At 42.1% G+C, this 19216-nt stretch carries 22 protein-coding genes and 1 other RNA gene; 16 read left to right on the top strand and 7 right to left on the bottom strand.

Annotated elements, in window-relative coordinates; translation table 11 throughout:
- Positions 1–14: 14 nt before the first annotated feature.
- On the bottom strand, positions 15–692 hold the full coding sequence (gene modB, locus ACTWP7_RS10370; protein WP_443123117.1) for a molybdate ABC transporter permease subunit: 678 nt from the start codon (positions 690–692) through the stop codon (positions 15–17).
- 20 nt (positions 693–712) lie between these two features.
- Positions 713–1480, bottom strand: a complete 768-nt coding sequence (gene modA / locus ACTWP7_RS10365; protein ID WP_443123116.1) for a molybdate ABC transporter substrate-binding protein — start codon at positions 1478–1480, stop codon at positions 713–715.
- A gap of 101 nt (positions 1481–1581) precedes the next feature.
- Between modA and ACTWP7_RS10360 the strand changes: the two genes are divergently transcribed.
- From ACTWP7_RS10360 to ACTWP7_RS10350, 3 genes are all read left to right on the top strand, one after another.
- Positions 1582–2238 carry a M50 family metallopeptidase gene (locus tag ACTWP7_RS10360; protein ID WP_443123115.1) on the top strand — a complete coding sequence of 219 codons (657 nt, stop codon included), beginning with the start codon at positions 1582–1584 and terminating at the stop codon, positions 2236–2238.
- Between the two features lie 176 nt (positions 2239–2414).
- Positions 2415–2519 (top strand): YjcZ family sporulation protein, encoded by a 105-nt coding sequence (locus ACTWP7_RS10355; protein ID WP_087946016.1) that lies wholly within the window; start codon positions 2415–2417, stop codon positions 2517–2519.
- A gap of 106 nt (positions 2520–2625) precedes the next feature.
- The gene (locus ACTWP7_RS10350; RefSeq protein WP_014641319.1) at positions 2626–2880 is read left to right on the top strand and encodes a hypothetical protein; all 255 of its coding nucleotides are present in this window, start codon (positions 2626–2628) and stop codon (positions 2878–2880) included.
- 39 nt (positions 2881–2919) lie between these two features.
- On the opposite strand, the gene ACTWP7_RS10345 is transcribed toward ACTWP7_RS10350, so the two are convergent.
- Positions 2920–3114, bottom strand: a complete 195-nt coding sequence (locus ACTWP7_RS10345; protein WP_014641320.1) for a hypothetical protein — start codon at positions 3112–3114, stop codon at positions 2920–2922.
- Positions 3115–3248: 134 nt separating this feature from the next.
- Here ACTWP7_RS10345 and aldA point away from each other — a divergent pair, with 134 nt between their 5' ends.
- Positions 3249–4700: an aldehyde dehydrogenase gene (aldA, locus tag ACTWP7_RS10340; protein ID WP_443123114.1), complete on the top strand. Its 1452-nt coding sequence runs from the start codon at positions 3249–3251 to the stop codon at positions 4698–4700.
- 34 nt (positions 4701–4734) lie between these two features.
- On the opposite strand, the gene ACTWP7_RS10335 is transcribed toward aldA, so the two are convergent.
- Positions 4735–5541: an aminoglycoside N(3)-acetyltransferase gene (locus tag ACTWP7_RS10335; protein WP_443123113.1), complete on the bottom strand. Its 807-nt coding sequence runs from the start codon at positions 5539–5541 to the stop codon at positions 4735–4737.
- Positions 5542–5563: 22 nt separating this feature from the next.
- Positions 5564–6058 carry a preQ(1) synthase gene (gene queF / locus ACTWP7_RS10330; protein ID WP_014641323.1) on the bottom strand — a complete coding sequence of 165 codons (495 nt, stop codon included), beginning with the start codon at positions 6056–6058 and terminating at the stop codon, positions 5564–5566.
- A gap of 415 nt (positions 6059–6473) precedes the next feature.
- On the opposite strand from queF, the gene acsA reads away from it, so the two are divergent.
- The 4 genes from acsA to ACTWP7_RS10310 all read left to right on the top strand — a co-directional run bounded on the left by acsA (position 6474) and on the right by ACTWP7_RS10310 (position 11639).
- Positions 6474–8183 carry an acetate--CoA ligase gene (gene acsA, locus ACTWP7_RS10325; protein WP_443123112.1) on the top strand — a complete coding sequence of 570 codons (1710 nt, stop codon included), beginning with the start codon at positions 6474–6476 and terminating at the stop codon, positions 8181–8183.
- Positions 8184–8365: 182 nt separating this feature from the next.
- A complete protein-coding gene (locus ACTWP7_RS10320) occupies positions 8366–9673 on the top strand; it encodes a purine/pyrimidine permease (protein ID WP_443123111.1) in 1308 nt (435 codons plus the stop codon).
- Positions 9674–9705: 32 nt separating this feature from the next.
- On the top strand, positions 9706–11025 hold the full coding sequence (locus ACTWP7_RS10315; RefSeq protein ID WP_443123110.1) for a lysine N(6)-hydroxylase/L-ornithine N(5)-oxygenase family protein: 1320 nt from the start codon (positions 9706–9708) through the stop codon (positions 11023–11025).
- A gap of 101 nt (positions 11026–11126) precedes the next feature.
- On the top strand, positions 11127–11639 hold the full coding sequence (locus ACTWP7_RS10310; RefSeq protein ID WP_443123109.1) for a type 1 glutamine amidotransferase domain-containing protein: 513 nt from the start codon (positions 11127–11129) through the stop codon (positions 11637–11639).
- Between the two features lie 49 nt (positions 11640–11688).
- On the opposite strand, the gene ACTWP7_RS10305 is transcribed toward ACTWP7_RS10310, so the two are convergent.
- On the bottom strand, positions 11689–12114 hold the full coding sequence (locus ACTWP7_RS10305) for a PH domain-containing protein (RefSeq protein WP_443123108.1): 426 nt from the start codon (positions 12112–12114) through the stop codon (positions 11689–11691).
- A 72-nt stretch (positions 12115–12186) separates the two neighbouring features.
- Here ACTWP7_RS10305 and ACTWP7_RS10300 point away from each other — a divergent pair, with 72 nt between their 5' ends.
- The gene (locus tag ACTWP7_RS10300) at positions 12187–12954 is read left to right on the top strand and encodes a DUF3891 family protein (RefSeq protein ID WP_443123107.1); all 768 of its coding nucleotides are present in this window, start codon (positions 12187–12189) and stop codon (positions 12952–12954) included.
- A 68-nt stretch (positions 12955–13022) separates the two neighbouring features.
- Here ACTWP7_RS10300 and ACTWP7_RS10295 read toward each other — a convergent pair whose 3' ends face one another.
- Positions 13023–14312 carry a LysM peptidoglycan-binding domain-containing protein gene (locus ACTWP7_RS10295; protein ID WP_443123106.1) on the bottom strand — a complete coding sequence of 430 codons (1290 nt, stop codon included), beginning with the start codon at positions 14310–14312 and terminating at the stop codon, positions 13023–13025.
- An 81-nt stretch (positions 14313–14393) separates the two neighbouring features.
- On the opposite strand from ACTWP7_RS10295, the gene tadA reads away from it, so the two are divergent.
- The 7 genes from tadA to ACTWP7_RS10260 all read left to right on the top strand — a co-directional run bounded on the left by tadA (position 14394) and on the right by ACTWP7_RS10260 (position 18895).
- The gene (tadA, locus tag ACTWP7_RS10290) at positions 14394–14870 is read left to right on the top strand and encodes a tRNA adenosine(34) deaminase TadA (protein WP_443123105.1); all 477 of its coding nucleotides are present in this window, start codon (positions 14394–14396) and stop codon (positions 14868–14870) included.
- A gap of 53 nt (positions 14871–14923) precedes the next feature.
- An RNA gene (gene ffs, locus ACTWP7_RS10285) (signal recognition particle sRNA large type) lies at positions 14924–15189 on the top strand.
- Between the two features lie 463 nt (positions 15190–15652).
- Positions 15653–17377 (top strand): DNA polymerase III subunit gamma/tau, encoded by a 1725-nt coding sequence (dnaX, locus tag ACTWP7_RS10280; RefSeq protein ID WP_443123104.1) that lies wholly within the window; start codon positions 15653–15655, stop codon positions 17375–17377.
- Positions 17378–17404: 27 nt separating this feature from the next.
- Positions 17405–17722 (top strand): YbaB/EbfC family nucleoid-associated protein, encoded by a 318-nt coding sequence (locus ACTWP7_RS10275; RefSeq protein ID WP_014641333.1) that lies wholly within the window; start codon positions 17405–17407, stop codon positions 17720–17722.
- 11 nt (positions 17723–17733) lie between these two features.
- On the top strand, positions 17734–18330 hold the full coding sequence (recR, locus tag ACTWP7_RS10270; protein WP_014641334.1) for a recombination mediator RecR: 597 nt from the start codon (positions 17734–17736) through the stop codon (positions 18328–18330).
- Positions 18331–18344: 14 nt separating this feature from the next.
- A complete protein-coding gene (locus ACTWP7_RS10265; protein WP_443123103.1) occupies positions 18345–18560 on the top strand; it encodes a YaaL family protein in 216 nt (71 codons plus the stop codon).
- 71 nt (positions 18561–18631) lie between these two features.
- Positions 18632–18895: a pro-sigmaK processing inhibitor BofA family protein gene (locus ACTWP7_RS10260; RefSeq protein WP_089754231.1), complete on the top strand. Its 264-nt coding sequence runs from the start codon at positions 18632–18634 to the stop codon at positions 18893–18895.
- Positions 18896–19216: the final 321 nt, after the last annotated feature.

The raw sequence follows: 19216 nt of genomic DNA, 5'->3' as shown, positions 1-19216 counted from the left end.
TATAAGAACTCCCACTATGATTTACTTTTGAATGAAAGGATGTTGCGCTTAGTCCACCAATTCAGCCATAAGGTAGAACTAAAGCCCAGGGCTACAATAATAAGAACCCACATTTTTGCCTGCTCCATCCGTCCAGCTTCAACCGCGAAATAGATGGCTAACGGAATGGTATCCGTCTGGCCTGGAATATATCCTGCAATCATTAAGGTAGCCCCGAATTCTCCAAGTGCCCGGGCAAAGGAAAGAACCGTTCCGGCCAGCAGTCCCGGCCATGCCAAAGGAAAGGATATCGTAAAGAAAACCTTCAGCCTGGAAGCCCCCATCGTTAAAGCCGCATTCTCTACGTTTGAATCATAATTTTGAAACGCAGCCGAAGCGCTCTGATACATAAGAGGAAATGAAACCACCACTGCAGCAATAACAGCCCCTATCCAGGAGAAAACAACTTGAACACCAAACCAGTCCATTAGCCATTTACCCAGTATTCCATTTTTCCCAAATAGATAAAGCAGGCCGAAACCTACTACGGTGGGTGGTAGAACAAGTGGTAGTAAAAATACAGATTCTAGAATACTTTTCCCGGGAAATAAATTCCTGGAAATGACTCGTGCAAGTATAACCCCGACTATAAAAACAAGCAGGGTGGCGATGGCTGCAATTTTTAAAGATAAGAATAGAGGAGAATAGCTCATAGTCAACATTCACTTCCTGCTTACGATTGAAATCCGTGTTTTTTCATAATCTCTTTTGCTTCTTTCATACTGAGAAAGTTTAAAAAATCAGTGGCTTCTTGCTTGTGCGTACTGTCTGATAAAATAGCCCCTGGGTACACGATCGGTTTATGTAATTCAGGATCGATTTCTGTCAGCACTCTAACCTGGTCTGATATTTTAGCATCACTTCTGTAGACAATTCCATAAGATACATTCCCGGATGCTACATAGGTTAAGACTTGGCGTACATCACTGGCAAAAACCAGTTGCTCTTCGATTACCTCCCAAAGATGAATCTTTTGGAGGGCCTGTTTCGTATAAGAACCAGCAGGAACACTTTCGGGTTCTCCCACTGCTATTTGTGCTTCAGGTGGAAGATTCGCTAAAGTTTGCAAGGATGTTAATTCGTTATTGCTTTTCGATCCGATTATAACGAGAAGGTTAGAAGTGAAGTTCCGGCGAGTTGCAGCTTCAATCTGCTTATCAGCTTCAAGCTGGTCCATCCACTTTTGATTAGCAGACAAGTACAAGTCCACAGGCGCTCCTTGTTCGATTTGACGGGCCAGTTTGCCGGAACTGGCAAAATTTAATTGAATGCTAACGTTATGAGTACTTTCATATGTATCGATTAGTTCTTTCATGACGTCTGTTAAACTGGAAGCTGCTGAAATAGTCAAGCTCTTTTTCTCTTCTGAAGAAGCAGAACAGCCGGCGAATGGTACAATTATAATGAGGAAGGCAAGTAAACGTAACAGCTTTATTTGCATCTTTTCTGCCTCCTTATCGTGGTTTCCGCTATAGAACATTATATCGCTCGAGAAAAGTGAAGTACAAAGAAAAGATATTACGAAAAGAAAGGATTTCACCAATGAAAACACAAATTATTCTTGGACTCATCGTGGCTTTGTTACTAACTCAAATGCCTATAGTTGGAAAGTACTTTGCGATTCTGAACACAATGATTCACGAAAGTGGTCATTCGTTAACGGCCCTCATTACGGGAGGCGAGGTGCGCAGAATTTCTTTGCTTCCTAACACTTCTGGCACCACATTGACGGGGCATTCGTCATGGATCAGTCATTTCCTAACCAGTATTTCAGGTTATGTCTTTGCTTCTTTTTTTGCATTCCTCTTTTTTTATTTAATTTCCAAGGGTCAGTATAAGTGGATGATTTATATTCTTCTTGCTTTCTTAGCGGTTAATCTAGTCTTTTGGGTGCGAAATGGTTACGGACTCTTCTGGGTCATTACTTTCGGGGCAGGATTTATCTGGCTGTTGCGAAGTGGTAACCAGACCTTTATTGAATATGTGCTCGTATTTTTAGCATCCCTTGTTTTTGTAGAAGCGGTGACAAGCGCTTTTGAGATTATGTGGATTAGTTTCGTGTCCCCTATGCAGGCTGGTGACGCTGCCAACTTAGCACGTGCTACAAAATTTATACCTGCACCCTTATGGGGAATGGCTTTCTTTGCCCAGTCTTTATACTTTGCCTGGCTCGGAATAAGACGATTTTTCCCTATATAATGAGTAAAGGCTATAAAAGAAACCTTCCATTTATTTAGAGTATTTTTCGATTTTTAAGGTGGACGGTTACTTAATTTGGGCTAACAGAGCCCAAAAATAAAAAACTCCGCTCCTGCCCTGTCATCCCTTCCGGAACTGAATATGGTAGTAAAGTAAGCAAGAGAGGAGGGAATGAAATGAGCGGAGGATACGGTGGCGGTTTCGCCCTACTAGTAGTATTGTTCATCCTTTTGGTTATCATTGGTGCATCTTATGTAGGTGGCCGTGGTTACGGGTATTAAAATAATAGGCGGGAATCTCTCCCGCTTTGTACATATAATGGAAAGTTTGTCGGGGAGTGCACGGGGGTATCGTAAAATAGAATAAGTTCATGGAGGAATCCCGCATATGAATCTAAAAGATCGTTTAATTACCAATGGTTTTGATCACATTGATATCCTTCTCGTGGAAGATGAAGGTGATCAAACCACTGTACCCGATATAACTTTGCATAAGGTGAATGATCTCGAGTACAAGCTTTATCTGCAACCGGAGACCATACAGTATCACTTAGACAACGAATACCCTTACTTTGAAGCGGTACAAAACAGCGGGGAAGAGGGGAAGAAAACAGTGAAAGGTTACATACTGGAGTGGAAATAAAGTCCTGTATTTCAGGGCTTTTTTTAATGGAAAATTAGCTTACCCTTTACGTTTTGACTGCTTTATACGTTCTTTACGGTCTGCATAGCCTCCAATAATGAGGAATATTCCAGACACGAATAAAACCATGGATACCAACGGATCTTGAATCGTGAACAGTAAAATAATAGATGCGATGATGTTGCCAATACCTACAAGTCCTAGAATGATAAACATTTGATTTTGTTTTTTCATTGTTTTCCTTCCTTTCTTATCGCTCAGGGTTCATACCCCTTTTACTAAACCTTCAAGGATAACATATCTGCTTGTTTATAATTTGTAAACAGGTGGAATGCATTGGATAAATACCGAATCAGGAGGTTATCATCTTGCAGACACATCAATTATATATTAATGGTCAATATATAGAATCTGAAGGCAATGAATGGATTAAAGTTCTTAATCCAGCAACCGAACAAGTTATTTCTCAAATACCTAAAGGCACTAAAAATGATGTAGAGAGTGCCGTAAGCGCTGCTGCTGGTGCTCAAAAAGAGTGGGAACTTACCCCAAATATCGAACGAGGAAAGATTGTACGAAAGCTTGGCGATCAAATCGAAGAAAATCGCGAGAAATTCATTGATCTTTTACAGGAAGAGCAAGGAAAAGATTATGAACTGGCCAGCGGAGAAATTGATTTAGCGATAGATTATTTCCGTTATATGTCCGAATGGGCGAGAAGAATTGAAGGGGACGTCGTTCCAAGTGACCGTCCGAATGAAAATATATTCATTTATAAAAAACCTATCGGGGTGGTAGCCGGGATTGTACCTTGGAATTTCCCTATGTTTATTTTGGCAAGGAAAGTAGCTACCGCTCTTGTGACAGGCTGTACAATTGTACTGAAGCCGAGTCAGCAGACCCCGAACACAGCTATGGAATTTACAAAAATCATTGATGGCATGGAAGAAATACCAAAAGGCGTATATAACTTGATTACAGGCACAGGATCAGAAATCGGTAATACGTTAGCGTCTCACAAAAATGTACACATGATCTCGATGACCGGAAGCGTTGGGGCCGGTACGAAGGTCATGGAAGCAGCCGCTCAAAATATTACCAAGGTCAATCTTGAGCTAGGTGGCAAAGCGCCTGCTATTGTAACGGCCAATGCAGATCTTGATATTGCTGTAGAAAGCATTCTGACTTCAAGACTTGCCAATAATGGTCAGGCATGTACGAACGCCGAACGAGTTTATGTGCACGAAAGTAAAGCAGAAGAGTTAATTGAACAGCTTAAAAGTAAATTTGAATCCTGCACACTCGCCAACCCTCGTGAGAATAAAGATGCTGATGTAGGTCCACTTGTGAGCCAGGATCGTCTGGAAGAAGTGGAAAGTATGGTAAAACAAGCCGTAGACGAAGGTGCAAAAGTGGAAACTGGCGGCGAACGCGGCGATCAGGATCAAGGCTATTTTTATAAACCAACGATATTAACCAATGTCACGCATGACATGACGATTATGCAGGAAGAAATATTTGGTCCGGTTATTCCAATCACTACCTTCAACACACTCGATGAGGCTATCGAAAAAGGAAATGATACGGAATATGGTCTATCCTCTTCCGTCTACACTGATGATTTAAATGAAGCTATGCGCGTAGTCAATGAACTGAAATTCGGCGAAACGTATGTGAACCGTGAGAACTTTGAAGAAGTGCAAGGGTATCACGCAGGTATGCGTAAGTCAGGCCTTGGCGGGGCTGATGGAAAACATGGAATGGAAGACTTCCTTGTCACGCAGGTCGCTTATATGCAATATAAAAATGATAAAAAATAAAAAACGAAAGGGTGCCGGAGTCGGCACCCTTTTTTTAATGATCTTTCTTTTTCAACCACTCTGCGGCATAATCCACCGCTTCAGGCATGGAAAACAATTTGGAGTGAGCCTGTCCAATTTTTCCGGTAACAACCATTCTTTCTTTCTCAAAGTGCTCTCCTATCTCTTCAAATGAATCATCATCAAACTCAATATCTTTATAAACAGTCCATTTTGCAGCCTCTTCTACTTGAAGAGGAGCTCCATTTTCTTTCAGTTTACGAGTACCTGACCGGTATTCTGATAAATGAAAACAGGTATTGGTGTCATAACCTGTACCTAATAAAAGCACCTTTGCATCTAATTGATAAGTTTTGCCGAGTGGAGAATGATCACTTAATGAATAATCTAAAGGATGTTCACTAGTAATCTCGCTGGCATTCTTACCCCAGGCTGAAATAGAAAAGGCGGGATGTTGACTTCGGTGGACATTCGGAAACTTCCGGAATAATTCAGGAATGACTCCTAAATAAGTAGAAGGGGTTTTCTCAGGATCATAAGCTGGCATGGTCTGGCGAATCGTCTCGTGCCAGTGTTCAGGAACGGGAGGATTCTGCCATTCAGCAGGATCAGACAAAGTAGGAGAATGCGTTTGAATAACCAGTGTACCTTCACTTGTAAGGGCGTCCATTAAGGCTTGAATAACGGCCTGCGGGCCGCCGCTGACCCAGCCCAGGGACTTCATAGAAACATGAACAAGCAGCGTATCGCCGGGTTTTACCCCTAATTTATATAAATCTTTAGTCAATGAGTCAATTGTATTTGGCGAACTGGTTCGTGCGATGACATCTTTTTCACTCATCTAGACTTCCCCCTTTTTACCGTTACCGATTATCAATCTTTTCCGGATAGAGATCATGATTCATCAAGCGGTGATCGGCCATCTGTTCGAATTTAGTAGAGGGCTTCCCATAGTTACAGTAAGGATCAATGGAAATTCCTCCTCTTGGCGTGAATTTCCCCCATACTTCTATATAACGTGGGTCCATAAGCTGAATCAAATCATTCATAATGGTGTTCATGCTGTCCTCATGAAAGTCGCCATGATTGCGGAAACTGAACAAATATAATTTTAATGACTTACTTTCCACCATTAGACGGTCGGGAATATAGCTGATGTAAACAGTGGCAAAGTCCGGCTGACCGGTTTTGGGGCAGAGGGTCGTAAATTCAGGGCAATTAAATTTCACAAAATAATCACGGTTTGGATGCTGGTTCTCAAAGGTTTCCAGTACCTCCGGATCATATTCAAAGGAATAGGCCGTTCCTTGATTTCCGAGCAGAGAAAGGTTTAAATCGTCTTCATTACGTCCAGGCATTATAAACACTCCTAGCAAAAATATAGTGGCCACCTCAGGTCATCCATTTTTTGGATGACCTGAGGTGGAAGTTAATTCCATTATTAAAGCCGCAACCCTAAGGGCTGCGGCTTGGTTCTTCAGCTTCCTTAGTTTTTTATAGAGGGGGTGGCTAAGAAACCTCTATTTTTATAGGCTCTAACACTGTTTTTATTATATAAATCCCTTTTAAAACTGTCAATTTCAGTCGTATTCCCGGCTTTTTTATGTAAATTCTTGGGCATAACACTTTAAAAATAGATGGAAGTAACCTAGAATAGTAAATAAATCATGAAATATTCAGAAAACATCTAAGAAACTCTGATTTGAATTTTCAGGGTTTTCTTACCCCTTTTTGAGAAAACGGTTACAAAAAACAATCTAATGAGGTGATCTTATGGACATGCAACCAATACCAGCTCGATCAGGCAACCACAACTTGGAAAACTACAAAGAAACGTACGAACAATTCAATTGGGATGATGTGAAAAGTAATTTCACATGGAGTAAGACTGGAAATGTAAATATCGCTTATGAAGCGATTGATAAACATGCAGAAGATCCACAGAAGAAAAATCAGGCAGCTTTAATCTATACATCACCTGAACGTGAAGAAAAATTGACGTTTGAAGATTTAAAAGTAAAGAGTAATCAATTTGCGAACGTATTAAAAAAACATAATATAGAAAAAGGCGACCGTGTATTCCTGTTTATGCACAGAAGTCCCGAATTCTATGCTGCTTTCTTTGGAATACTTAAAATCGGGGCCATTGCAGGTCCATTATTTGAGGCGTTTATGGAACAAGCGGTAAGAGATCGTCTGGAGGACAGTGAAGCAACCATGCTTGTTACAACTCCGGATCTTCTAGACAGGGTTCCAGTCGAAGATCTGCCCAACTTGAAGCAAATAGTGCTCGTTGGAGGAGATGCTCCTGGCAACTACATCTCTTTCGAAGAAGAAATGGATCAGGCTTCTGAAGAATTTGATATCGAATGGTTAGACCTCGAGGACGGCATGCTCCTTCACTATACTTCTGGATCTACAGGAAAGCCAAAAGGCGTTTATCATGTTCACAATGCCATGATCCAGCACTATCAGACAGGAAAATGGGTTCTTGATCTGAAAGAGGATGATATTTACTGGTGCACAGCTGACCCTGGCTGGGTAACGGGTACAAGTTACGGCATATTTGCTCCGTGGCTAAATGGTGTAACAAACGTGATCCGCGGGGGAAGGTTCAGTGCGGATGACTGGTATGGAACGATTGCAGAGCAAAACATTACAGTCTGGTATTCAGCTCCAACAGCTTTTCGTAAACTATTAAGCGCAGGAGAAGAGGTCGCTGCTAAACACGATCTTTCTACATTGAGACATGTATTAAGTGTAGGAGAACCACTAAACCCAGAAGTTATTACCTGGGGTCTTAAAGCCTTTGACCTGCGCATCCATGATACGTGGTGGATGACTGAAACCGGAGCGATGCTGATCTGTAACTATCCGGCTATGGATATACGTCCAGGCTCAATGGGTAAACCATTCCCGGGCATTGTTGCGGCTATCGTAGATAATGAAGGGAATGAACTGCCTCCTAATCAAATGGGTAACCTTGCTATTAAAGAAGGCTGGCCATCCATGATGCGTGGCATCTGGAATAATCCAGGGAAGTTTGAAAGTTACTTCTTAAACGGCTGGTACGTATCTGGGGACAGTGCTTATCAGGACGAAGAAGGATACTTCTGGTTCCAGGGACGTCTGGATGATGTAATTAATACTTCCGGAGAACGCGTTGGTCCATTTGAAGTAGAAAGTAAATTGATTGAGCATGAAGCCGTAGCGGAGGCAGGGGTTATTGGAAAGCCTGACCCTGAACGTGGTGAAATCATTAAAGCTTTTGTAACACTTCGAGACGGATATGAAGAATCAGATGATTTACTTGAAGATATTCGTCAATTCGTTAAAAAAGGACTAAGCGCTCACGCTGCCCCTAGAGAGATTGAAATTAAGGATACAATCCCTAAAACGCGCAGTGGTAAAATTATGCGCCGTTTACTGAAATCCTGGGAGCTTGGGCTGCCTACCGGTGATACTTCAACTTTAGAAGAATAGAAAAATAATCCTGATGATCAAGGTGCGCACAGAGTTCTGTGTGCACCTTTTTTTCTGAAGATATGCAGAAACGTGTTTCACGTGAAACACAGAGCATCGGTTAAGACATTCAGCGAAACGCTATGTTAGTATAATAGAAGAAATTAAAGGAAAATGATTGAATAGAAAATGCAGGTGTACCTATGAATGAACGACCTAATTCTCCTACAGGGACAGCCCTTGAGACCTCTCAGTGGTTTGTGTTTCTACTGGCAAGTGCAGTGGCACTCCCTATCGTTATCGGATCAATTTTTAATTTGAATTTTGCGGAAGTTGCTGGTTTAATGCAGCGCACTTTTTTTGTAGTTGGCGTAACCTCTTTCTTACAGGGAATGTTTGGCCACAGGCTGCCTATTATGGAAGGACCAGCTGGATTATGGATTAGTATATTTGCTGTCATGGCCTACTCGGGTGCCGAAGCTGGAAAAAGTTATATGGAAACTCTCCAAACCCTGCAGGCAGCTATGTTATGGACAGGGGGCTTTCTTTTAATATTCGGTGTTTTCCGCTTGGCTCACCGGGTTTTATTTGTGTTTACACCTCTCGTAACCGGTGCTTTTTTGTTTTTACTTACCGTTCAATTGAGCGGTACTTTTTTGAGGGGAATGTTAGGAATTCAGCAGGAGGTTGAGTCCATCCATGTGGGTCCGGCAGCTGTAGCTTTTCTTACGTTTTTATTAGTATTAGGATTGTCTATATTCGGAAAAGGATGGTTGAGGAGTTATGCTGTTCTGCTCGGGATTGGAGCCGGCTGGCTTGTATATGAAGCCATAATTGGAACTTCTCCGAAGGATACGGGAAACCTTGGGGCATTTTCCGTTCCGGAATGGCTGGCCTGGGGCCCCCCTGTTTTTGAATGGAATGTGATTCCTCTTGCTTTTATAACAGCTGTCATTCTTTTGTCCAATATCGTAGCCTCGGTTGTGGCTGTCAGCCATTCTATTTATGGAAAGCCGACTTTTACATACAATCAAATCAATCAAGGAAGTAGTTTTTTAGGAGTTACCCACGGGGTCTCCGCTATGTTTTCATCCATTGCGAATGTTCCGCTTGCTTCCTCGTCAGGCTTTATTAATTTGACAGGGCAAAAGAGGAAGCGACCTTTTTTATACGCTTCTATGATGATGGTCGTCATCGCATTCTTTCCACCCCTGGTCGCCTTTATTTCCGGCATTCCTTCGCCTGTGGCAAACGCTGCTTTATTAGCAACGTTTGTTCAATTAATGGGACTTGGGCTGAGTAATATTGCGAGTGAAAACCTGGATGAAAGACGATTAACGATTTTATGTGTCTCCTTTCTATTAGGAATAGGATTAATGTTTCTGCCCACTGAAGTATTCCAGGGACTTCCGGGTATTGTGCAAAACTTAATGAGTAATGGTTTATTAGTAGGAACAGTTTTAGTTATCTTTATGGAGCAGCTTTGGAAAGAATCAAACCAATCATCATAGGGTAAAGTGATGGTTACAGAGGAAGTGATTATATGGATGAACAAATATATGATTTGATTGGCATTGGCATTGGTCCGTACAATCTTGGACTGGCCGCATTGGCAGATCAGACAGACGATATAGAGGCGGTATTTTTTGAGAGAACTCCTGAATTTATATGGCACCCGGGTATGTTAATCGAAAAAATGGATTTACAAGTTCCATTTCTCGCTGATTTGGCAACGTTTGCTGATCCAAAAAGCCCTTATACATTTATGAACTACTTATATGAGCATGACCGGATGTTCCCATTCTTTTTCCACCGTCATTTCGAAGTCCCAAGACAGGAATACAACGATTATATGCAATGGGTAGCGAATCAGCTCGGTTCTTTGTACTTCGGACATACGGTGCTTGACATTATGGATAAGAAAGATGCCGAGCATCCGCATTACGAAGTGATTGTAGAAGAGAAAGCAACAGGTGAAAGAAAATACGTGAAATCGAAACATGTCGTTCTGGGAACAGGAAACGAACCTCTCGTATTAGACGGTATGGAGGATCTACCGAATGAAGATGTTCTTCACACCAGCAGATATTTGTTCGAAAAACAAAACCTGCTTAAAGCAAAGCATGTAACGGTGGTAGGATCCGGTCAAAGTGCCGTTGAAGTGTTCCTTGATTTATTAGAGGAGCAGGAACGCCAGGACATGAAGTTGACCTTGCTAACAAGGTCAGGGGGGTTGTTTTCTTTAGATAAAGCTAAATTTGCTCAAGAGGCTTTCACCCCATCCTATGTTGATTATTTTCATAACTTGAGCTTTGAGCAGCGGGAGCAGACATTAGAAACATTGAAGCCGCTTCGGAATGGAATTGATCCACAAACATTAACTCAGCTTTATACGAAATTGTACCACCGGACAGCCGGTCAAAGAGACAGTCGGGTTCTTATCCAGCCTATGACGGAAGTTCAGGGAATTGAAGCTGTGGAAGACGGGTATGAACTGTCTTGTAAGCAATGGCAGGAAGATGTCGATTATACGTATCATTCCGAAAAAGTAGTATTGGCTCTTGGATACAAGCCTCATATTCCATCATGGTTTATGAATCGTTTTAAGGACGCCATTGAATGGGAAGGGGAAAACGTATTTAAGGTTACAAGGGATTATCAGCTGGTCTTTAACGATAACCGCAATCACCATTTTTTCACGTTAACCAACCTGGTCCATTCGCACGGAGCGGGAGCAACAAACCTTGGACTATCTGTGCATCGTAACGTCCATATTATCAATACCATCGCAGGCAGAACGGTATATAAAAATCAGCAGGACAACACTTTTCAGCAGTTTTCCATGAAAGATTTCGAAGGTTGATTATCCATTTTTTTGAAGTCGGACAGGTTTAACTTTACCCCATACGGGAAGACATCCTATGTGTTAAAAATTAACTATGTCATTCAAGGAGATGATTGAATATGAGTAAAATCGCTTGTGTCGTAACATCTATGTTTGAAGATGTAGAGTACACTAAACCCGTAGATGAGTTTAAACGTGAAGGTCATGAAGTGACCACTATAGAATGGGAAGCCGGAAAAGAAGTAACAGGTAAGCAGGGCGATGCTACTGTTAAAATTGACGCTTCTGTCGATGATGTGAAGCCGGAAGATTTTGATGCCCTATTGATTCCCGGTGGATTCTCACCCGATCAATTACGTGGAGATGAAAAGTTCGTCAAATTCGCTAAACATTTCATGGATGAGAAAAAACCTGTCTTTGCGATCTGCCATGGTCCGCAGCTTTTAATTACTGCTAAGTCCCTGGAAGGCCGTAAAGCTACAGGTTTCAAATCTATTGCTGTAGATATGGAGTATGCAGGAGTAGACTTCGAAGATAAAGAAGTTGTGGTTTGCGGGAACCAGCTGGTTACAAGCCGTAATCCGGATGATATCCCGGCATTTAATCGAGAATCCCTCAAACTCCTAAAATAAATATCGTATCACCTTAAAGAATAAGTCACGAGGATCTCTTCCTCGTGACTTATTTTCTATAGACAGGCAACTCAATTTTTGCCAAAGGACATTTAGCTTCCAACAATTTTTTGAATTTTTTATCATCTTGTGGTACTGAAATTAAAATCGTTTTATAATGAGACTGGGTGATTGCGATTCTTTTAAAGGTCCAGGCTGGACTGGAGAGGGGATTGTACGTGTAGGTAACAGATTGAATTTCCGATAGGGGAATGGTTTTAATAATAGGGCCAAACGTTACGATCAATGACTCTTCGGTGATTTCGTGGTAAGAACGGATGAGTGCCCATAGTAGAGGGATGGAGACAACAACCATGATGATAAGACCGACCCACCCTTCGGCAAGGCCTTCTGTAAATAGTCCAATTATGCCAAGAGGTATTAAAGCTAAAACGAACAGGATAAGAATGGGATTCTTTTTTACGGGGAATTTCATTTAGATCACCTCTGTTAAGAGTATAGCACTAACAAACAGCTGTACATAAGTGAGAGATGAAGGAGGAAGTCGATGATTGTTAATGAACAGAAACACCATTTTTTAATGATTGAACAACATGAACACGCTAAGATTTCGGGGCAGATCGTACGAAACTGGAAGAAAGATTTTTTGCTCCGTTCCAAACTTAGAGAAGAAGCGGACTGGGCGGTTTCCCAGCATGACCGCGCGTGGATTCCTCTGGATAAAGACCCAATATGGAATGAAGAAAAAAATAGACCTTACTCGTTTATAGACTATCCCCTCACTGAGAAACTTGAGGCTTATCAGCGAGGTATCGAGGAGGCTGCTGATCAGTCTCTGTATGCTGGGATGCTCTGCAGCATGCACTATCAATCTTTTTTTTCGGAGGATAGTGAGGATCCTGAGATTCGTGATTTTTTAGCGGATGAAAAGGAGAGACAAAAGAACCTTTACCAGGCAATGAAAAGGGATATTCCTAAGGATATTTATCAGCTCCATTTTGAAAGGCTGCAATTTTGTGATGACCTTTCTCTGTATATCTGCATGCAGGAGCCTGGTATTTCTAAGGAAGAGGAAGTATCCTGGTTTAAAAATGGATTCAGGCAGTCCTTCGATTTTGCTCCTGGTGGCATCATGCCGCATTGGATAGACGAAAAACAGGTATCTTTAAGACCTTTTCCTCTCGAGTATTCATTTGAAGTACAGATTCCTTACCGTATGGTTTCAAAGGAGGATATTGAGAAGAAAGGATTAAAAGAAGCTTACCATCAGACAGAAATCAACCATAGAGTGGTTGCTTTTGTTCCTTCTGATTAAAGTAAGCTTTTAAATTCCGCTTTCAGACAGCCTAAGACATCTCTGATCCCTGTCTGGAGCGGAAATAATTATTGGTTTTTTTCTACATTAAATTGACTACTTAGGAGCAGCCAATTTTGTGGAAAGGATAGTCCCAGTTTCCAATAGCTGATTCCTCTTAATCCTCGATTTTTAATAAGGTCGAACTTTTGTTGAATTGACCTTGCGTCTTCAAACCATACTTCATGTTCACTTCCAGACGTATCTGTATAAGTGAAAAAGGGAGCTTGTTCTTCCTGATCATAAGATATATTCACATTATTTTCCCGTGCAATCTGAATGGCTCTTTGCGGGCTTACAGCTTTGGCGAACTCTCCTCCTGGTTCATAAGGCAGAGTCCAATCATAGCCGTATAGATTCTGACCTAACAAAATTTTATCAGCAGGCATTTCGGTCAAAGCGTAATCGACGACTTCTGTAACAGGTCCTATAGGTGATACCGCTCGAGGAGGTCCCCCACTGTAGCCCCATTCATATGTCATCAGCACCACAAAATCTGCAATTTCCCCATGTGCTTTGTAATCATGTGCTTCATACCACAGGCCTTGTTGATCGGCACTCGTTTTAGGAGCAAGGGCTGTAGACATAAGAAGCCCCTCGGCCGATAGACGCTCTTTCGCTTTTCTTAGAAACTGGTTATAATTTTCTTTTAATTCCGGAGGCAGAAATTCCATATCAAAATGAACGTCACGAAATCCGATTTCACGGGTCGTCTGGATAATATTATCGAGCAAAGTATTTTGCAGATCCTCATTCGTTAAAATCGTCCGGCCTAATTCTGCGCTGAATCCATCTTCAGCTAGATTGGTGACGACCATCATTAAAGACGCGTCATTGTTATCAGCAATCGCTTTAAAATCATCCAGAGGAGGGGCTTTCAGCGAGCCATCAGGCTGAATTTCATAACTGAATGGTGCTAAGTAAGAAAGTAAAGGTGCCCGGTTTTCTGCAGATGATTGTAAAGTATCCGACACTTCTCCGCCGAAGGGTTCAATATAAGCATTTGTTGAGATGTTAACAGGCGGTTGTTCCGGAATGTACAAACGGAAACCTGGCTGAAGAGGCTGGTTCACTTGTAGGTTGTTAACTCGAGCGAGTTCTTCAGCTGTTGTGCCAAACCGCCTGGCAATGGAATATAAACTGTCGCCGGGCTGGACAAAATAAAACTGACCAACAATAGGGACCACGATGGCCTGCCCTACAACCAGATCACCCGGAGTTTCCAGTTCGTTTGCATCAATGATCGCATTTGGCGTACTATCATAGAGGTTAGCTATCGAAAATACAGACTCCCCTGATTGGACCACGTGGATCTGCATTTAGATCACTCCTTTCTCATCTTTATAAATGTATGAGAAGGAAAAGGGGAATAACACTTACATTTTTAGAAGGAGAGCTCTATGAATAACGATGAACACTATATGCAATTAGCTATAAAAGAAGCTAAAAAAGCTGAAGCTGAGGGAGAGGTCCCAATTGGAGCTGTGATCGTTCATCATGATGAAGTGATTGCCCGCGGATATAATCAAAGAGAAAGTTCTCAGTTAGCTTCTTCCCACGCAGAATTTATTGCAATTGAGCGGGCAAACGGAGTCATCGGCAGTTGGCGTCTGGAAGATTGTACCCTCTACGTCACCCTTGAGCCTTGCCCGATGTGTACAGGTGCCATTTTACAGTCACGGATACCGAGAGTGGTTTATGGAGCTAAAGACCCCAAGGCCGGATGTGCAGGAACTTTGATGAATTTGTTAGAAGATGAGCGTTTTAACCACCGCTCAGAGGTGGTCCCTGGCTTAATGGAGGATATATGTGGCCAGATGCTGACTGATTTCTTTCGGAAAATCCGTTCTCAGAAAAAGAATAAATCCAGTTTATAATTATTTTTAAAAAAGGATTGCATTATTCGTCATGGCTCGATATAATAGTAATGTCGTGCTAAGCGGGGAGGTAGCGGTGCCCTATACTCGCAATCCGCTATAGCGAGGCCGAATTCCCACCCGAGGTGGCAAGGTCTCAAGGCCTGCCTCATGTGAGTGGTGTTGACATTCAGGTCCTGCGCAACGAGAACCAGTGAACCCTGTCAGGTCCGGAAGGAAGCAGCAGTAAGCTGATCATCTCGTGTGCCGCGGGAGTGCCTGGATAGAGCCACAACCATGAGTAACGCTTGGGGCCTCGCCATCGAAGGTGGGTGCACGGCATTACATAAAGAACTACCCAGAAAGCTGTTATGATACTATGTCATAACAGCTTTTTTTATAGGTTCTGTTAAACGTGGTTATGTTATTTCAAAAGGGACTTATTAAACTAAAGGGCCGGTTACTGTAAGACTCAGTTTCGAGATATCTTAGGTCCGTTGCTGATATAGAGAGGGTCTGGCTACGGAAACAACTCGCTTTTCTGCGGCCCTACACGAAGTAGGGTCGATCGACCCTGCATCGTGCAGGGCCGGAAAGCGAAATCGTCCCCCGCAGGACCTAATTCTCTCAAAAGTCTCGAAACTGAGTCTTCAAGTAATGGGAGCTTAACTGCAAGATCAACACTGAGAGTTAATAGAGCCTTTTTATATAGGAAATATCTTAAACACTCAAATGTCTAAGGTTCACATTCAAACCTCCAATCAGGTATAATGGAGAAGAGACTAAAAAGGGAGAACGGTTATATGAGCTATCAGGCTTTGTATCGTGTCTGGCGCCCGAAAAACTTCGAAGATGTGGTTGGACAAACTCATATTACACGCACATTGCAAAATGCCATTGAGCAGGATAAGTTTTCTCATGCTTATTTATTCTCAGGGCCTCGTGGTACAGGAAAGACCAGTGCTGCGAAGATTTTTGCTAAAGCGGTTAACTGCGAACGTTCCCCTGCCAAGGAACCGTGCAATGAATGTTCAGCATGTCTAGGCATACAAGATGGATCCATATCCGATGTCATTGAAATTGACGCCGCTTCTAACAACGGAGTGGAGCAAATTCGGGAGATCCGGGATAAGGTCAAATATGCCCCCAGTGCGGTAACTTACAAAGTATATATTATTGATGAAGTTCACATGCTTTCCATGGGAGCTTTTAATGCGCTGCTAAAGACATTGGAAGAACCTCCTCAGCATGTCATATTTATTTTAGCAACAACAGAACCCCATAAAATTCCTTTAACGATCATATCGCGCTGTCAGCGTTTCGATTTTAAACGGATTTCACAAAAAGCGATGGTTGAACGTATGCAAGGAATAACAGCTTCCGAACAGATCTCAATTGCTGAAGAAGCATTAGAGATCGTAGCTCTTACGGCGGAAGGCGGAATGAGGGACGCCTTAAGTCTGCTTGACCAAGCTGTCTCTTATAGTGAAGAGGAAGTAACGATTGAAGATGTGCTTGCCGTTACAGGAGCGGTATCTCAAGGCAGACTGGCAGAGGTCGTTCAGGCGCTGCATGACCATGAAGTAAAAGATGCGTTAGAAGCTGTGGATGATTTAATTCAGCAAGGGAAGGATCCTGGACGCTTCGTTTTTGATTTAATCTACTATTTGAGGGACATCCTGCTTTTTCAAAGTGCTCCAGATTTGGCGCATAACTTAGAACGAGCGATACCCGATGATACATTTCGTAAATTATCCGGAGAACTTTCCGCTTATTGGATACAGCAGGCGATCCGTGAACTGAACCAGTGTCAGCAAGAAATGAAATGGACCACAAGTCCAAAAGTATTCATAGAGATTGCTCTACTTAATATGGTAGAAGTAAAACCGGAAGCGGCACCTGCCTCTGCCCCTGTTCAGGATTCTGAAAGCGTCAGGGAACTCTCAAAGAAACTGAATGAACTTGAGAAGGAATTAAGTTCACTTAAGCAAAAAGGAGTACAGTCTCAGCAGGAGCAGACTCCTCAAAAACCAAAGCGCACACCTGCAAAATCCGGCAGGAGAAGTTATAATGTTCCATATGAGCGAATCCGGCAAGTTTTAAATGAAGCATCTAAAGAAGAAATTAAGAAGGTCCAAAACCGGTGGGCGGACTTTATGGAAGCTTTAAAACAAAGTAACGCTCCAGCTCATGCCACATTGTTGAACAGTAAACCAAGAGCTGCCTCTCCTAAAGCGCTCGTATTAGCATTCAGGTACGATATTCACTGTTCTTTAGCACTTGAGCATCAGAAAACGATTGAACCCCTGCTCACAGAATTTACAGGGAAGCCGTTAGCCATCATTCCTATTCCTGAGGCCAACTGGCAGGAAGTCCGGGAAGAATTTGTGCAAAAGCAAAAAGCGGCACCGGGCGAAGGAAATGAGGAAGGTGTGGAGACAGAAGGAGAATCTTCTCAAGAAGAGGACCCCCTTGTCTCAGAGGCACGCAAGCTTGTTGGTGATGATTTAATAGAAATACAAGACTAAGTTGATTATATTTAAGGAGGAATTGCCATGCGTGGTGGAGGAAACATGAACAATATGATGAAGCAAATGCAGAAAATGCAGAAGAAAATGATGAAAGCTCAGGAAGAGCTCTATGAGATGACGTTTGAGTCTTCTGCAGGCGGAGGAATGGTTAAAGTAACAGCTAATGGTAAAAAAGAAATTACGGACATTTCTATCAACGAAGAAGTGGTCGATCCTGACGATGTAGAAATGCTTCAGGATTTGATTATTACGGCAACCAACGATGTTATTAAACAAGTGGATGATAAAACCAACGATACAATGGGTGAATTCACGAAAGGTATGCCTGGAGGAATGTTCTAGGAGGAGTATTCATGTATTATCCTGAACCGATATCAAAACTGATCGACAGTTTTACAAAGCTGCCAGGGATCGGCCCTAAGACGGCTGTCCGTCTGGCTTTTTTTGTCTTAGAAATGGAAGAAGATGACGTGCTGGATTTCGCGAAGTCATTAGTAAATGCAAAACGAGAGCTTACACACTGCTCTACTTGCGGTCATATTACAGACCAGGACCCTTGTTCGATCTGCCAGGATGAATCCAGAGATCAAACCCTTATCTGCGTAGTTCAGGATCCTAAAGATGTCATAGCCATGGAGAAGATGAGAGAATTCGGCGGAAAATACCATGTGCTGCATGGAGCTATTTCTCCTATGGATGGCATTGGGCCTGAAGATATTAATGTAGAAAGTCTCATTAATCGGTTAAAAGATGAGGGGATTGAAGAATTAATTCTCGCTACCAATCCGAATATAGAGGGAGAAGCTACAGCGATGTATATATCCCGGTTAGTTAAGCCTTCTGGAATACGTATGACAAGAATTGCTCATGGACTTCCGGTAGGAGGAGACTTGGAATATGCAGATGAAGTAACCTTGTCCAAGGCTCTTGAAGGAAGAAGAGAACTGTGATGAAGGTGGTTGCCATGTTTCGTAGAAAAAAAAGAAGAGCTAAAGATATGGACCAGCAGCTCCTCATGAACATTAGGCAATTAAAAAAGGAATGGGAAAACCTGAACAGTATTATTGACCAAAGTATTGAACCAACCGAAGAAAGTTTGAAAGAACTCGCCCTTACTAAATCGAAATACTTATATCTTCTTAGGGAAGCTCGCCACCGCGGTCTCAATGCACTTTCTTAACTGTTCTACTCATAACCCCCTGTCCAGACTCATAGATTGTAGAGAATCATAATTGGACAGGGGGTTTTTTTATGGATCCGGTGCTCGTTATTCTATTATTAGGGCTGACCATCCCTTTTCTTCTCATTATAGGTTTGCCTTCTGCCCCTATAAAATGGGTGGGGCAGGCAGTAACACGTTTAATTATTGCAGTGATTTTGTTGTTTTTCATTAATTTATTTGGAGCACAATTTGGATTACACATTCCTATCAACGGTTTTACAGCTATTGCTTCAGCTTTATTAGGAGTTCCGGGGGTAATATCCTTAACAGCGATTCATCTATGGATATTATAATATAGGAAGAGTCAGGGAGATTCCCCTGGCTCTTCACTTGTTTAAAGGGGGATTTCAGCCTTTTAAACATCAGTGATACTTCTATGAAACTATAAAATTAAAAAAATATGCAAAAGGTGTTGCCAACATTATTTCAGCGTGGTATATTATTACTTGTCGCATTAAGACAGAGCGGCAAGCCGGAAACGGCAAGCAAAAAATCATTTAAAAAAGTTGTTGACTTAAACGAGTCACAATGATATGATTATTAAGTCGCTGTTTTGAAGCGGCAAACGAAAACTTTTGATCTTTGAAAACTGAACGAACCAACCAGTACGTCAA

The sequence above is a fragment of the Halobacillus sp. B29 genome (assembly GCF_052246755.1).
Taxonomy (GTDB): domain Bacteria; phylum Bacillota; class Bacilli; order Bacillales; family Halobacillaceae; genus Halobacillus; species Halobacillus halophilus.
Note: the sequence above shows the minus strand (reverse complement) of the source record. Positions and strands in the feature narration are given on the sequence as shown.

Bases quoted from the DNA above. Each gene is read 5' to 3' on its own strand.
- tadA (WP_443123105.1), top strand. From the start codon at position 14,394: ATGAATAACGATGAACACTATATGCAATTAGCTATAAAAGAAGCTAAA.
- ACTWP7_RS10305 (WP_443123108.1), bottom strand. From the start codon at position 12,114: ATGAAATTCCCCGTAAAAAAGAATCCCATTCTTATCCTGTTCGTTTTA.
- ACTWP7_RS10300 (WP_443123107.1), top strand. From the start codon at position 12,187: ATGATTGTTAATGAACAGAAACACCATTTTTTAATGATTGAACAACAT.
- dnaX (WP_443123104.1), top strand. From the start codon at position 15,653: ATGAGCTATCAGGCTTTGTATCGTGTCTGGCGCCCGAAAAACTTCGAA.
- ACTWP7_RS10295 (WP_443123106.1), bottom strand. From the start codon at position 14,312: ATGCAGATCCACGTGGTCCAATCAGGGGAGTCTGTATTTTCGATAGCT.
- acsA (WP_443123112.1), top strand. From the start codon at position 6,474: ATGGACATGCAACCAATACCAGCTCGATCAGGCAACCACAACTTGGAA.
- ACTWP7_RS10260 (WP_089754231.1), top strand. From the start codon at position 18,632: ATGGATCCGGTGCTCGTTATTCTATTATTAGGGCTGACCATCCCTTTT.
- ACTWP7_RS10355 (WP_087946016.1), top strand. From the start codon at position 2,415: ATGAGCGGAGGATACGGTGGCGGTTTCGCCCTACTAGTAGTATTGTTC.
- ACTWP7_RS10350 (WP_014641319.1), top strand. From the start codon at position 2,626: ATGAATCTAAAAGATCGTTTAATTACCAATGGTTTTGATCACATTGAT.
- recR (WP_014641334.1), top strand. From the start codon at position 17,734: ATGTATTATCCTGAACCGATATCAAAACTGATCGACAGTTTTACAAAG.
- ACTWP7_RS10335 (WP_443123113.1), bottom strand. From the start codon at position 5,541: ATGAGTGAAAAAGATGTCATCGCACGAACCAGTTCGCCAAATACAATT.
- modA (WP_443123116.1), bottom strand. From the start codon at position 1,480: ATGCAAATAAAGCTGTTACGTTTACTTGCCTTCCTCATTATAATTGTA.
- ACTWP7_RS10265 (WP_443123103.1), top strand. From the start codon at position 18,345: ATGTTTCGTAGAAAAAAAAGAAGAGCTAAAGATATGGACCAGCAGCTC.
- queF (WP_014641323.1), bottom strand. From the start codon at position 6,058: ATGCCTGGACGTAATGAAGACGATTTAAACCTTTCTCTGCTCGGAAAT.
- ACTWP7_RS10345 (WP_014641320.1), bottom strand. From the start codon at position 3,114: ATGAAAAAACAAAATCAAATGTTTATCATTCTAGGACTTGTAGGTATT.
- ACTWP7_RS10320 (WP_443123111.1), top strand. From the start codon at position 8,366: ATGAATGAACGACCTAATTCTCCTACAGGGACAGCCCTTGAGACCTCT.
- ACTWP7_RS10315 (WP_443123110.1), top strand. From the start codon at position 9,706: ATGGATGAACAAATATATGATTTGATTGGCATTGGCATTGGTCCGTAC.
- ACTWP7_RS10360 (WP_443123115.1), top strand. From the start codon at position 1,582: ATGAAAACACAAATTATTCTTGGACTCATCGTGGCTTTGTTACTAACT.
- ACTWP7_RS10310 (WP_443123109.1), top strand. From the start codon at position 11,127: ATGAGTAAAATCGCTTGTGTCGTAACATCTATGTTTGAAGATGTAGAG.
- ACTWP7_RS10275 (WP_014641333.1), top strand. From the start codon at position 17,405: ATGCGTGGTGGAGGAAACATGAACAATATGATGAAGCAAATGCAGAAA.
- modB (WP_443123117.1), bottom strand. From the start codon at position 692: ATGAGCTATTCTCCTCTATTCTTATCTTTAAAAATTGCAGCCATCGCC.